The following is a 13,812-nucleotide window of genomic DNA, read 5'->3' on the forward strand; positions in this document are numbered from 1 at the left end:
GAGGCTTGGCTGCAGAACTACGTGAACGAGAAGTACAAGAAGGTTCCTCGTCAGGTCGCGCTAAAAAAAACACCACACCCTACGGAGTAATCCTGGAGTGCGACGAACTGTGGTCCTTTGTCGGAAAACGCCTGAACAAACAATGGATCTGGCTCGCCATGGATCGCCTGACCCGGCGCATCGTCGGGGTCCATGTCGGCGATCGTGCGGAGCGCTCCGCACAGGCTCTGTGGGATTCCATCCCAGCGCAATATCAGACTTCCGCTCCCGTCTACACAGATTTCTGGAGCGCCTATGCGCGGATCATCCCGGCACACCGACATTATCCCAGTGCGAAGTCACAAGGGGAAACCAACCACATCGAACGGTTCAACGGTACACTCCGGCAGCGTATCTCCCGCTTGGTGAGAAAGTCGCTTGCGTTCTCGAAGAACCATGAAAACCATCTGGGTGCACTCTGGAACTTCATTCATCACTACAACGCTACGATGTGCGTGTGATTCATTGCGGGAAAGCTCAAAAACATCGAGCTATTCAAAATCCTATCAGTCAGGGCACTACCAATTTTTATGCATAAATCGCGATGGGGAGGATTTGAATGGCCGGCCCTTTAATTTCCAATTTTAAGTCTGGAATATCAAACCCTTGTTCGCTTCCTAGCGAACTTAAATGTCCAAGTGCTTCAAGCATTAGATGTGATGGCATTTTGCTAAGCGCAGTTTTTCTGAGTAAGTTTATGGAATCTGAATGTTCATTAACGCTTTTAATAACTTTTCCAATTATTTTGAACTGACCGTCAACCAAGTCTGACATCAATGGATCGTTAAGGAAGCTGGTCTCGACTGTTACGACAGCGGTGTAACCGGATTTCAAGCTTGCCGAACTTAAGTCAATAGTGCTGCCAGCTTTTAATGCATCTGAAAATCGCTCCATTTGTTGCTTAATTTTCTGAATTTCAGAGACCTGATTGCGACCTCCTTTTTTCGGTTGCGGTTTGTCTTCAAATGCCTCTACCATATCCATCATTTCAGCAAGGCTATCGATTGTTTCTACGATGGGGTTTCTTTTTAGATAGCCCTCAAACTCTACAAAATCCCCAGCCTTAGGTAGTTCATTCCCCGTATTTTCTGTTAAATATCCTTTTTCTATTAAAATATTTCTTAGTTGAAAAAGCAATGATGCAGGGGTGTGAACTCTTTCCTGAGATGAAGTGCTTTTTTCTTCATTTCCAGAAGAATTGTCTCGTGATCCAGAAAGGTCAATTTTAAGGAGTGTTGAAAAAGCCTCACTTAACCCAAAGCCAGCGGATACTTTTTCTCCTTCAGAATGATTGCTCTTTGAAGTCTCTGTTACAGAGGTAATCGTGCTTATCCCTCCCTGAAGCATCGCTAGTAAATCAAATACAAATTTTTGATTAAGATATACAGGGATTATTAATCTTTCCACAGTTTCTCCTTGTGTATGGCACCGACAGCAGGGCGCGACTTTAAGTGGCGCCCCTTACCTGTATTTTTTAGGTGGATTACAGTACATATTGACCCATTTTCGCTGAAAGCCAAAAAATAATCATTGCCGCTTATTTTTGTTTTCGTCTCAGCTTTCTTGGTGTCAATACAACGATCACCTTTTGGTATCTCTATTTTTACTGTGATCTTTTTCGGCAACCCTAAAGAAGTATCGGTAGCGCCCTGGTCGATAAGTTTCGATAAGATCAGAGTCTCTTATTTTAAAGGTGAAGAAGATGTATTTGACATGCCCGCAGTGTCACTTTAACTGCGTGACAAAAAATGGATTCAACTGGCTGCATAATCAGTTGTGCAAGTGTCAAGATGGCGGCCGCCATTTCGTTTTTCATGCTTCCATAGTTAGCCGTTTCTCAGGAAGTCAGAGAACTGATCGACTGATGCTGGGAAAAATCTCCCTGGCACGGAGTTGCTCGTGCGATGAAGGCATCTAAGGCTTTGCTGCAGAACTACGTAACGAGAAATACAAGAAGGTTTTTCGTCAGGTTGCGCTAAAAAAATACCAGGCTCTACGGAACGATCTTAGACGTAAATCATACATTATGATGCTAGTATGATCTCTAAAAATTAAGAATTAGGCGTAAACTCAAAGCCCCCGATGATCTGCGAATTTGCGACGGCAATAAATCTATTCCACGCCGGCTCCTCTATCCAGCTTCGCATACTCACCCCGAACCCCCTCCATCGCCTCCTCCACCTCATCCCGAAACCCCTGTATCCGATCCAGTTCCTCACTCGAATACAGTGACTTGATCCGGCGCATCTTGGCCAATAGCGGCAGGTTCTGCAGTTCCGAGACCGGCACGCCGAGTCGAATCAGCGATTCGCCGCTGCGGTAGATCTCGATGGCCAGATCCAGCAGGGCGAATTGCTTGGCCGGGGAGCAGAAGGTGTCGATGTCGTCGAGCGCGCTCTGCTGCAGCACGCCTTCCTTGATGAGCGCGGCGCCTTCCAGCTCCCAGCGCTGGGGATCGGAGAGGGCCTCGGGGCCGACCAGGTTGACGATGCGCGAGAGTTCGGCGTCGCGGGCGAGGAGGGCGAGGGCGGCGGTGCGGCGTTGCTCCCAGTTCGGGTCGATCTCCTGGTGCCACCACTCGGCGGCGGTGTGGACATGCCCGGAGAAGCTGCCGACCCAGTCGATCGAGGGGTAGTGACGGGCGTCGGCCAGCTCCTTGGAGAGCGCCCAGAAGGTCTCGACGATGTCCTTGGTGTGGCTGGTGACGGGCTCGGAGAAGTCGCCGCCCGGCGGCGAGACCGCGCCGATCAGGGTCACCGAGCCGGAGGCCCCGGCGAAGGTCTCGACCCGTCCGGCGCGCTCGTAGAGCGCGGCCAGACGCGAGGCGAGATAGGCGGGGTAGCCTTCCTCGACCGGCATCTGTCCGAGCCGCCCGGAGACCTCGCGCAACGCCTCGGCCCAACGGCTGGTGGAGTCGGCCAGCATCACCACGTCGTAGCCCATGTCGCGGTAGTACTCGGCCATGGTCAGGCCGACATAGACCGAGGCCTCGCGCGCCACCACCGGCATGTTGGAGGTGTTGGCCACCAGCAGGGTGCGCTCCATCAGCTTGCGCCCGGTGTAGGGGTCGTCGAGCTGGGGGAAGGTCTCGAGCACGTCGACCAGTTCGTTGCCGCGCTCGCCGCAGCCGACATAGATGACGATGTCGGCGTTCGACCAGCGCGCGATCTGCTGCTGCACCACGGTCTTGCCCGCGCCGAAGGGGCCGGGGACCGCGCCCTTGCCGCCCTTGAGCTGGGGGAAGAAGGTGTCGATCACCCGCTGTCCGGTGATCAGCGGCGCGACGCCGTCGTCGCGGCGCCGGTAGGGGCGCGGCTGGCGCACCGGCCAGCGGTGATAGAGCCCGAGCCTGCGGCTGGCGCCGTGGGCGTCGCGCACCCGGGCGATGGTCGCCTCGAGGTCGTAGTCGCCGGCCGGGGCGATCTCCTCCAGCTCGCCCTCGATACCGGGCGGCACCAGTACGCGATGCTCGATGGTGGCCGTCTCCGGGACGGTGCCGAGCAGGGTGCCGCCGCCGATCCGGGCGCCGGGTTCGAGCGCCGGGTTGGGGGTGAAGCGCCACTCGCGGGCGCGGTCGAGGGCGTTGAGGTCGATACCGCGGCGGATGTGATCGCCCGAGGCCAGGGCGATCGCCTCGAGCGGTCGCTGTACGCCGTCGAAGATGCCGCCGAGCAGCCCGGGGCCGAGTTCGACCGAGAGCGGTCGGCCGAGTCCGCGCACCGGCTCGCCGGGACGCAGCCCGTCGGTCGATTCGTAGGTCTGGACGATGGCATCGCCGCCACGCAGCGAGATCACCTCGCCGAGCAGCCCGAGTTCGCCGAGCTTGACCTGCTCGCCGCTGCGCGCGCCGGGCAGTTCGATGGTGACGATGGGGCCGTTGATGTCACGCACCCGGCCGGTTCTGTTGGCGTCTTTCACGGCATCATCCATTGAACAGGTTGGCGGTATCGAGCCCGTTGGGGAGCAGGCGTTCGAGGATCACGCGCTGGATCTCGGGGCGCAGCCGTTCGAGCCGACCGGCATGGGTGTCGTCGATGCGCACCCGCCCCTCGGCGTCGCTGACCCGCACCCCGCCGAGGGCGGTGATCGGCTCCTCGACCAGCTCGGCCTCGCGCCCCTCGGGCAGCGCCTCGAGGATCGCCGCCCAGCGCTCGCGCAGCAGCACCAGATCGTGGGCGTTGGCCTCGACGCGCAGCCGCGGCTGCTCGATCAGCCCGGCATCGCGCACGATCAGCGTCGCGAGCCAGTCGCCATAGGCGTCGCGTTCGGCGACGAAAGCGCGCATCCGCTCCTCGAGGCCGCGCTCGACGGCCTGCATCAGGTTCCAGCGCACCCGGTCGAGATGGGTCTGGAGCTTCAGCTCGCTGGCCTGGACCTGCTGGCGGAAGCTGCGTTCGGCCAGGGCGCGGGCGACCTGCTCCTCGTGTTGCTCGCGCGCGCGCAGCCGCTCGGCGGCCTCGCGCAGGATGGTGTCGCGACGGCTGGCGGCGCGCGCCCGATACTCGGCGGCGAGGCGCTCGGCGCGCGCGAGGATCGCCTGTTCGAGTTCATCGACCTGGGTCATGTCGTTCCTCCGTCTCGTCGTCCGGCGCGGCGCCGAACAGCGCATCGAGCCGATCGGCCACCGCGCTGGACAGACGCGGCGGCTCGGCGCCGAGCGCGGGCACCGCGACCACCACGATGCGTCCGCCCTCGCGGCGGATGCGCTGCAGGCTGGGGATGTCCGCGGCCATCAGCGCATCGTCGACCACCACCAGCGCCTTGGCCCGCGCGCGCAGCAGCCCGCGCAGCAGGCGCTCGACGGTCTCCGGGGCGGGGTTCTCGTGGGCCTCGAAGCCGATCAACCGGAAGCCGTCGGCGAGCCGCTCGTCACCGATGAACACGAGCCGCGCCGGGGTGGCGGTCTCGGTGCTGGGGGTGTCCATGCCGCGCTCAGATCTTGTTGATGAGCAGGATCGAGACCACCAGCCCGTAGATGGCGATGCCCTCGGCCAGACCGAGATAGATCAGGGTGCGCCCGAGGTTCTCCGGCTTCTCGGTGATCGCCGCCAGCGAGGCCGCGCCGATCGGGCCGACGGCGATGCCGGCGCCGATGGTCGAGATCGCGGTGGGGATACCGGCGCCGATGATCGCCAGCCCCATGCCGAGGCTGATCTCGGGCGCGGCGGTCTCGGCGAGGGTCTCGGTGGCGGCCAGGGCGTCGTTGAGCCCGAGCACGAGCAGCCCGAGCTGGGCGCCGACGAAGACCACCAGCTGGGTGCCGAGCGCCGGGCGGAACCAGTCACGGAGCCGGGCGCTGGCGCGGGGGCGCAGCTCCAGCACCAGTCCGGTGAGGATCAGGCCGAGGATGGCCAGGGTCATGAGGGCGACGAGCCAATACATGTGACGCTCCTGATGTGGTGGATGGTGCCGGGGTCAGTCACGCGGCAGGCGCAGTGGCGCGAAGGCGTGTCCGTCCCCGGAGAAATAACGCGAGAACCCCTCGTAGTACTGCAGTCGCATCACCTGGATCATCACGATCCCGCCCTCGAGCACGATGATGAAGAGGTTGCCGAGGACCAGGGTGATGAGGTGGCCGACCTCGCCGAGCATCCCGGCGAGGGTGTAGACGGCGATGGCGAGCGCGACATGGTTGAGTCCGAAGGCGGCGACGCGGAGGAAGGAGAGGGTGTTGGAGACATAGCCGATCACCGTCTCCAGGGTGGCGATGAAGACCACCAGCGCGCGCTCGATCAGCGGGCCCTGTTGCTCGCGCCAGCTCGCCCAGGCCAGGGTGGCGAGGGCGAGCCCGGCGATGGTCGCCGGCCAGGGGGCGAGTGCGCCGTCCTCGGCGAGTCCGACCCCGGCGCCGACCAGCGCGAGATAGAACACCAGATTGACCGCACCGTGATGCCCGAGCACGGCGTCGCGCCAGCGCCCGACGGCCACCCGGTTGTAGATCGCCAGCGTACAGGCGAGGGTGATGAACCCCACCCCCCAGAGGAGCGCCAGGGTGAGCATCCGCAGCGGATCGGTGAGCGGGCTCATCCACAGCGCCGGGATCAGGTGCTCGTTGCCGAAGACGCTGCCGAAGACCAGTCCGAAGGCCATCGACGACAACCCGGCGAGCAGTCCGAAGGGCCAGAAGCGCCCGAGCCGTCGGCGCAGCAGCCAGGCGGCGAGCGCGATCACCGCGCCCTGACCGAGGTCGCCGAACATGCTGCCGAACATCAGCAGGAAGGTGACGGCGAACAGCGGCGTGGGGTCGACCTCGCCGTACTCGGGGATGCCGTACTGCCCGACCAGGGTGGCGAAGGGCGCGAGCAGGCGATTGCGGGTGATCACCGTCGGCACCAACCTTCGCTCGTCGGCGCGCGGGTCGCGGGCACTCAGGGCGAAGGGATGCGGGAGGGTCTCGCGCAAGCGTTGTTCGAGCGCCTCGACCGCACTCGCCGGCACCCAGCCGGCGAGATGGGCGAGCGGTCCGCTGGCGCGCAGCGCCGGGTCGAGCGCGACCAGCGGGGCGGCGAGCAGCAGGGTCTGCTGCGCGGCGAGCAGCTGTGCGCGATGGTCGGCACCCCACTCGGCAAGCTCGCGTTCGAGCGCGGCGCGGCGTCGGGCGATGTCGGCGCTGCGCGTCTCGAGCTGCTGGCGTACCCGCGCCGGTTCGCGGTCGAGTTCGACCGGGATCGGCAGCGCCTGGAAGCCGGCGGCGGCGAGCACCTGGGGCAGTGACTCGGGAGCGGCGTCGCTGGGACCGACGATCACCACATGGGTCTGGTCGCCACGCTGCATGTAGACGTGGACCAGATAGTGGGCGAGCCCGAGCGCGCCGCCGAGCCGGGCGAGGTTCTCGCGCGGCACCATGCCGACATGGATATCGAGGAAACGGGTGTTGTTGCGCAGCACCGCCAGATCGATGTCGAGCGCGGCGAAGTTGGCGAGCGCGGCCTGGTGCTCGGCGACCAGTCGCGCCTCGTCGTCGAGCTGGCGCAGGCCCTCGGCATGTGCCGAGGCGGTCTGCCACAGCTCGCCGAGCCAGTGATCGAGCGCGGCGAGGGACTCGGGCTCGATCACCCGAGGCCGGTCGATGTGCTGCGGCAACGCGAGGTCGAGCAGCTCGGCGAGCTTGTCGAGCCGCTGTCGGGCACGCTCGTGATGACGGCGATAGTCGCGTGCCGGGGCGGTGCCGAGCCGCGCCTCGTCGGGGTCGCGCGCGTCGGGGTGGAAGTGACCGGTCTCGGCGAGCGCGAGCGAGGCGGTGGGCAGGTCCTCGGCGAGGACCAGCAGGCGGACGTGTTTCATCGCCGTGGGCGAGAGCATCAGGTCTCCTCTCGCCGGGTACAGGCCGCGGCGCGCCAGGTACAGCCCGAGGGGGCGCGCTCGAGCGCCGCGTCGATGGTGTGCTGGGCGAGACCGAGCAGACGCCCCTGGATGATGGCGAACAGCCTCAGCAGGTCGGCCTCGCGCAGCATCAGATAGGCCAGCGCGCGCGCTGGCGCCGAGTCGCCGTGGGCGAGCAGGGCGCGGGCGATGGTGGCGCTGTGGATGTTGACGCGTCGCTGCACCTCGGCGATGTCCTCGCTGCCGGCGAGCTGACCGGCGAGCGGCGCGGGCAGGGCCTCGATGACCGGTTCGAGCCCGTCGAGCGCGACCAGGCGCAGCAGTCGCTCGCGTCCGAGCAGTCCGGTCGAGGGCACCAGCCAGTAGAAGGTCTCGGAGGGTGAGAGTCCGTAGCAGAGCCGGAAGCGCAGCAGCCACAGCAGGTCGACGCGGTCGAGCGCGGCGCCGATCAGGCGTCTGAGCGCGGTGCCGTGCGGTGCGCCGAAGGTGCGGACGTGGCGCGCCAGCCCGAGGTAGTAGTGCTGGTCGATCGCCGCCTCGAGGGCGAAGGGTTCGCGGCGCCGGGCATAGACCTCGCGTGCCTGGCGGGCGATCTGGCGGTAGGGACCGGTCTCGAGCTGGCGCAGCAGCTCCTCGACGCTCTCGGCGCGGAACAGGGTATGGATCGGCAGCCGGATCGGGGCGGGCAGGTCGAACAGTTGCTCGGCGATGGTCTCGGCCTCGAGCGCATGGAGCTTGCCGCGCAGCAGGGTCTTGAGGTTGTAGAGCGCATACTTGCGCCCCCAGGCGAGCATCAGCTCGCGCTCGTCGCCCTGCAGCGGTCGGATCAGCACCTGCAGCTCGGCGAGCAGCTGGTGGACCAGCGCCTGCTCGATGGCGCGGCTACGCGCGCGCGGTGATGGTGCGGCGTCGAGCAGGGCGTCGAGCCCGAGCTGGTCGACCAGGGCGCTCAGCGGCAGGGTGGCGAGTCGATCGATGGTGTCCGGGTCGTGCAGCCCCGTGGCCATCATCGAGACCCGGGCGTCGAGATAGGCGTGGTCGGCATCGGCCATGGCGCGGGGTCAGCGGCTGGTGTCGATCAGGACCTGGAAGGCGGCCTCGAGTGCCTCGGCCTCGCGCTGTTCGGCCTGATCGCGCAGGTGGACGTGGCGCTCGTCATAGCGGCGTCGCAGCTGGGCGATGCTCTGTTCGGCGCGCTCTCCGGCCTTGGCGACGAAGCCCTGGCGCAGCTCCGGGATCCTGGCGGTGAAACGCGCCTGCTCGGCGTGGACCTCGGCCATCGCCTGATCGACGATCCGGCCCTGTTCGGTCTCGGCCTGCTGGGCGAGCCGCTCGGCCCGCATCTCGACATCGAGCAGTCGCTTGAGGGTGTCATCCATCGGTCGCGCTCTCGGCTGGTCTGGGCATTCGCGACCCTAGCTTACGCGAAAGACGCCGGCGATGGCGCAGAGCATCGTCGGCGTCTTGCGCCAGGTCAGCCGCGTTGCCCGCCCGCCGAGCCGTTCAGGCGAACCGCATCGGTCATGCAGACCCGGTGGCTCCAGAACTGATCGGCGAGCACCCGCAGCTCCTCGGCGAGGGTGGCCAGTGTCTCGGCGGTGCGCTCGATCTCGCCGGTGGTCGTGGCGTTGCCGTCGGCCGACTGGCGGATATTGGTGACGCTGCGGTTGATCTCCTCGCTGACCGCGCTCTGCTCCTCGACGGCGGTGGCGATCTGGGTGGTCATGTCGGTGATCTGCTGCACGCTGGCGGCGATCGCCTCGAGCGCGCCGCCGGCCTCGCGCGCCTGGGCGACGCTCCGCTCGGCCTGGGCGCGGCTGCCGTGCATCACCTCGACCGAGGCGCGCGCGCCGTCCTGCAGCTTCTCGATCATCGCCTGGATCTCGGTGGTCGACTGCTGGGTGCGATTGGCGAGGTTGCGCACCTCGTCGGCGACCACCGCGAAGCCGCGTCCCTGCTCGCCGGCGCGCGCCGCCTCGATCGCGGCGTTGAGCGCGAGCAGGTTGGTCTGCTCGGCGATGCCGCGGATGACGTCGAGCACGGCGCTGATCTCGTCGCTGTGCTGCTCGAGGGTGTGGATCACCGCGGCGGCGTTCTCGACCTCATCGGAGAGTCGTGCGATGGCCTCGCGGGTATCGATGGTGACACGTTTGCCATCGCGCGCGGCGCTGTCGGCGCTGTCGGCGCTGTCGGCGGTGTGCTGGGCATTGCGCGCGACCTCGCGCACGCTGGCGCTCATCTCCTCGATGGCGGTGGCCACCAGATCGGTCTGCGACTGCTGGTTGAGGATGGCCGCGCGCAGCTCGGTGATGGTCTCGACCGCGGCCTCGGCCTGACGCGAGAGCTTGGCCGCGGTATCGGAGATGCGCACCGCCGACGAGCGGCTCTCGGTGCGCAGCATGCGCATCGCCAGGGTGATGGCGCCGTACTCGGTGTTGCTGCCGGTATAGAGATACTGTGCGGTGGGGTCGTCGATGACCTGACGTGCCCGTGCGTTGAGTCGCGCCAGCGCACGGGTCTGAATCCATGCGACCAGGGTGCCGGCCGCCAGCAGCAGCGCGATGAGGGCGAGCCCCGGGGTCGGCGGCAGGTCGGTCAGCGGCAGGGTGGCGAGGGCGAGCAGCGCGGCGAGCACCAGCCAGCCGGTCAGTCGCCAGAACGCCGAGAGCCGTGGCAGGCGCAACGCCAGCGGCAGGCGTCCGGCACGGATCCCGGCATAGAGCCGCTCGGCCTTGTCGACCAGATCGCGCGCCGGGCGCAGGCGCACCGACTGGTACTCGAATACCTTGCCGTCGCGCATGATCGGGTTGACGAAGGCGTCGACCCAGTAGTGATCGCCGTTCTTGCAGCGATTCTTGACCAGGCCCATCCAGGGGCGACCCGATTTGATGGTCTGCCACAGATGGGCGAAGGCCGCCGGTGGCATGTCGGGATGACGCACCACGTTGTGGTTGACGCCGACCAGTTCGTCGCGATCGAAGCCGCTGATCTCGACGAAGGTCTCGTTGACATCGGTGACGATGCCCTTGAGATCGGTGGTCGACATGATGTTGTCGGTCTCGGCGAAGGAGCGCTCCTGGCCGGTGACGGGGAGATTGGTCTTCATCTTGGAGTCCTCAGCGCCGATGTTCCCAGAATTGCCGTGCCAGGGTGCGTAGCTCGCTGGAGAGCTCGACGACCTGGCTGGAGGCCTGTCCGATGGCATGGCTGCCGGCGGCGGTCTGGTCGGCGCCTTGACGGATATCGGCGATGCTGCGGCTGATCTCTTCGCTGACCGCGCTCTGCTCCTCGACGGCGGTGGCGATCTGGGTGCTCATGTCGGTGATCGACTGGATACCGCTGGCGATGCGCTGGAGTGCCTCGCCGGCCTCGCGTGCTTGGGCGACGCTCTGCTCGGCCTGGGTGCGGCTGTTGCCCATGACCTCGACCGAGGAGCGGGTGCCGGCCTGCAGCTTCTCGATCATCGTCTGGATCTCGGTGGTCGACTGCTGGGTGCGGTTGGCGAGGTTGCGCACCTCGTCGGCGACCACCGCAAAGCCGCGCCCGGCCTCACCGGCGCGCGCCGCCTCGATCGCGGCGTTGAGCGCGAGCAGGTTGGTCTGCTCGGCGATGCCGCGGATGACGTCGAGCACGGCGCTGATCTCGCCGCTGTGTTGCTCGAGGGTGTGGATCACCGCGGCGGCCTGCTCGATCTCCTCGGCGAGCCGGCCGATCGAATCGCCGGTGGCGCCCACCACCTCGCCGCCGTTGGTGGCATTGGCGTCGGCCTCGTGGGCGGTGTCGGCGGTCTGTTGGGCGCTTTGCGCGACCTCGCGCACGCTGGCGCTCATCTCCTCGATGGCGGTGGCCACCTGATCGGTCTCCGACTGCTGCTGGAGGATGGTGCCGCGCGCCGACTCCACCGCCTCGACCATGTGCTCGGCCTGTCGCAGCAGTCGTGTCGCCGAATCGTCGACTCGACCCACCGCCGCGCCGCTCTCGGCCTCGAGCATGCGCAGGGCGAACTCGACCGCGCCGAACTCGTCGCGACGCTGGGTATAGGCGTACTGGCTGATGGGGTTGTCGGCGACCATGCGCGCCTGGGCGGCGATGGTGGCGAGCGGGCGGGTCTCGAGCCAGGCCAGGGCGATCGCCGTCAGGGTGAACACCAGCACCGGCGGTGCGGCCTGGAGCGTGCCGAGTCCGAGCAACGGGGCGGCGGCGAGTGCGCCGGCACCGAGCAGCGCGATGGTGCCGAGCAGGCGCCAGCGCGCCCGGGTCATGCCCAGGCGCCAGCGCCAGGGGCGCCGGTCGCGCATCAGCTCGGCGTAGAAACGCTCGGCCTGCTCGACCCTGGCGCGGCTCGGCTTGGTGCGCACCGATTGGTATTCGGTGACGGTGCCGTCGTGGGTGATCGGGGTGACATAGGCGCTCACCCAGTAATGGTCGCCGTTCTTGCAACGGTTCTTGATCAGGCCCATCCAGGGACGCCCGGACTTCAGCGTCTTCCACAGGTCGGCAAAGGCCGCCGGCGGCATGTCGGGATGGCGCACCATGTTGTGGTTACGCCCGATCAGCTCGTCCTCGGTGAAGCCGGAGATGTCGACGAAGCGGTCGTTGACGTAGGTGATGGCGCCCTTCAGATCGGTGGTCGACAGGATGTTGGTGTCGTCCGGGAAGGACACCTCCTGTTGCGTCACTGGATAGTTCTTTTTCATGCGGGGAAATCCCTGGGGGTACAGCCCTCGGTTAGCGTAGGGTCGGGACCGCTGATGCCTTGGCCAGTCGCAGTACCGAGTCGATCTCGGTACACATTGTGTTTCTGGCGGGCGATCTCGACCTGACAGGCGGGGCGGTTTGCCCCCCACCTGCCGGTTTGCGATCACGTTCACATCGATCCCGTGCTGTGGCGCCGTCCTGGCCCCCGGGCATGAGGGACGCGCGTGCCCGAATCGGCATCGTCCAATGATGACACGACTCGTCGAGCGATGCGCGCTCTGCTCGGCTCGCTCATCGGGGCGCTGTCTGAGCGGCTCAGGCGAACTGGGGCAGGCCGCCCGAGCGAGTCAGGATGACGGTGATCAGAGCAGCGAGCAGCAGCGCCCAGAGCGCCAGATAGAGCCGCATCGACTGACGTGCGCGGTTGCGCTCGGTCCAGGTGCGCGGTCGCACGCCCTTGAACAGGAAGACCAGCTTGGCGGCGAGCAGGACGCAGACGATGTTGACGGCGAGCAGCAGCAGGGCGCCGAGCGCGAGGTCCCAGCGGGCGCTGCCGAGGGCGAGCCCGATGGTCGCCGTCGGGGGCAGCAGGGCGACGGCGACCATCACCCCGACCAGGGTCGAGGACAGCCCGGAGGTGAGCGAGAGCACCGCCGCGGCGCCCGAGGCGAGCGCCAGCACGACCCCGGCGAGTCCGACGTCGGTGCGCGCGGCCAGCTCGTTGAGCGAGAAGTCGATCTCCCAGATCAGGCCGATGGCGACGGCGAGCAGCAGCGACAGGCCGAGTCCGGCGGCATTGGTGCGCAGTGCCTGCCACACCAGGGCGCGATCGCCGAGCGAGGTGGCGAAGGCCAGGGCGATGTTGGGGCCGAGCAGCGGGGCGATGACCATCGCGCCGATCACCACCGCGACATTGTTCTCGAGGAGACCGATGGCGGCGACCAGGGTCGAGAGCGTGGTCAGCACCAGGTGGTTGGTGTCGAGCCGCGCGCCCTTGACGATCTCGCTGTAGAGCTCCTCGCGCGTGGCGGCGATCGCCCGCGCCCGGCGCAGCTCCTCGTCCTGGCGGCGCGGGGTATCGCGGGTGAGCACGGTGTCGACCGGCTGGATGACGATGCGGGCGTCGGCATCGGCCTTGAAGAGGTCCTGCAGCGAGTCGGTCAGCGCCTGGCGCGACTGGTCGTCGACCAGCATGCGCACGGCGCGCCGGCCATCCTCGCCGGCCTCGCCGCACCAGGCGTCCTCGGCGCCATAGAAACCGGCCATGCCGAGCAGCGTCTTGGTGTGTCTGGCGTCGGCGATGACCTCGACGATGCGCATGGCGGTGTTCTCTCCTCTCAGGGCCCGAGCAGGATGCCGAGCGCCAGCAACAGCAACAGGGCGAAGACGCCGATGGCATTGAACACCAGGTCGACCCGGCGGGTGTGGGTGCGGTAGCGGGCGATCAGCGGCGCTAGTCCGGGGTCAGACTCCACGGCGGGATCGAACATGATCCGGCGGTGGGGCAGGGCGATGGCCTCGATCGCGGCGCAGGCGGTGACCGGATCGACACGATAGAGTCCGGCGTCGATGTCGACCAGACGGCGTCGCAACCGCTGGTGTGCGTGCATGCGAGCGGTGTCGACGTCCTCGAAGCGGATTGCGCAGCGTAGCTGCGGGGTGACCGACGGCGGTTGATCGCACGCCTGCAGGCGCACCAGTCCGGGGTGGTCCGGATGGGTCTCGACGGTCAGGTGTCCGCTGTGCATCATG

At 66.0% G+C, this 13,812-nt stretch carries 13 protein-coding genes; 1 reads left to right on the forward strand and 12 read right to left on the reverse strand.

Annotation, left to right across the window (positions count from 1 at the left end):
• A partial coding sequence (locus tag EBL84_RS07125) for an IS1 family transposase (protein ID WP_123140181.1) occupies positions 1 to 500 on the forward strand: 500 nt, incomplete at its 5' end.
• A 67-nt stretch (positions 501 to 567) separates the two neighbouring features.
• Here EBL84_RS07125 and EBL84_RS16875 read toward each other — a convergent pair.
• The 12 genes from EBL84_RS16875 to EBL84_RS07180 all read right to left on the reverse strand — a co-directional run bounded on the left by EBL84_RS16875 (position 568) and on the right by EBL84_RS07180 (position 13,811).
• On the reverse strand, positions 568 to 1,446 hold the full coding sequence (locus tag EBL84_RS16875; RefSeq protein WP_148040274.1) for a hypothetical protein: 879 nt from the start codon (positions 1,444 to 1,446) through the stop codon (positions 568 to 570).
• 705 nt (positions 1,447 to 2,151) lie between these two features.
• A complete protein-coding gene (locus EBL84_RS07130; protein WP_207301302.1) occupies positions 2,152 to 3,969 on the reverse strand; it encodes a V-type ATP synthase subunit A in 1,818 nt (605 codons plus the stop codon).
• The gene (locus tag EBL84_RS07135; RefSeq protein ID WP_123140182.1) at positions 3,962 to 4,603 is read right to left on the reverse strand and encodes a V-type ATP synthase subunit E; all 642 of its coding nucleotides are present in this window, start codon (positions 4,601 to 4,603) and stop codon (positions 3,962 to 3,964) included. Before EBL84_RS07135 ends, EBL84_RS07130 begins: the two co-directional genes overlap by 8 nt.
• The gene (locus EBL84_RS07140) at positions 4,587 to 4,964 is read right to left on the reverse strand and encodes a V-type ATP synthase subunit F (protein ID WP_082806062.1); all 378 of its coding nucleotides are present in this window, start codon (positions 4,962 to 4,964) and stop codon (positions 4,587 to 4,589) included. Before EBL84_RS07140 ends, EBL84_RS07135 begins: the two co-directional genes overlap by 17 nt.
• Before the next feature lie 7 nt (positions 4,965 to 4,971).
• Positions 4,972 to 5,421, reverse strand: a complete 450-nt coding sequence (locus EBL84_RS07145; RefSeq protein ID WP_005223689.1) for an ATP synthase subunit C — start codon at positions 5,419 to 5,421, stop codon at positions 4,972 to 4,974.
• 33 nt (positions 5,422 to 5,454) lie between these two features.
• Complete coding sequence (locus EBL84_RS07150) at positions 5,455 to 7,341, reverse strand: V-type ATP synthase subunit I (protein WP_123140183.1); 1,887 nt, start codon at positions 7,339 to 7,341, stop codon at positions 5,455 to 5,457.
• The gene (locus EBL84_RS07155) at positions 7,341 to 8,414 is read right to left on the reverse strand and encodes a V-type ATPase subunit (RefSeq protein ID WP_123140184.1); all 1,074 of its coding nucleotides are present in this window, start codon (positions 8,412 to 8,414) and stop codon (positions 7,341 to 7,343) included. The genes EBL84_RS07150 and EBL84_RS07155 overlap by 1 nt, the downstream gene beginning before the upstream one ends.
• Before the next feature lie 9 nt (positions 8,415 to 8,423).
• Positions 8,424 to 8,741, reverse strand: coding sequence for an ATPase (locus EBL84_RS07160; RefSeq protein WP_123140185.1), 318 nt, complete (start codon positions 8,739 to 8,741; stop codon positions 8,424 to 8,426).
• 95 nt (positions 8,742 to 8,836) lie between these two features.
• Complete coding sequence (locus EBL84_RS07165) at positions 8,837 to 10,468, reverse strand: PAS domain-containing methyl-accepting chemotaxis protein (protein WP_123140186.1); 1,632 nt, start codon at positions 10,466 to 10,468, stop codon at positions 8,837 to 8,839.
• A 10-nt stretch (positions 10,469 to 10,478) separates the two neighbouring features.
• On the reverse strand, positions 10,479 to 12,059 hold the full coding sequence (locus EBL84_RS07170; RefSeq protein ID WP_123140187.1) for a PAS domain-containing methyl-accepting chemotaxis protein: 1,581 nt from the start codon (positions 12,057 to 12,059) through the stop codon (positions 10,479 to 10,481).
• A gap of 316 nt (positions 12,060 to 12,375) precedes the next feature.
• Positions 12,376 to 13,380: a TIGR00341 family protein gene (locus tag EBL84_RS07175; RefSeq protein WP_123140188.1), complete on the reverse strand. Its 1,005-nt coding sequence runs from the start codon at positions 13,378 to 13,380 to the stop codon at positions 12,376 to 12,378.
• Positions 13,381 to 13,397: 17 nt separating this feature from the next.
• Complete coding sequence (locus EBL84_RS07180) at positions 13,398 to 13,811, reverse strand: hypothetical protein (RefSeq protein ID WP_123140189.1); 414 nt, start codon at positions 13,809 to 13,811, stop codon at positions 13,398 to 13,400.
• Position 13,812: the final 1 nt, after the last annotated feature.

Origin of the sequence: Marichromatium sp. AB31 (assembly GCF_003718685.1) — a bacterium.
Lineage (GTDB): Bacteria > Pseudomonadota > Gammaproteobacteria > Chromatiales > Chromatiaceae > Marichromatium > Marichromatium gracile.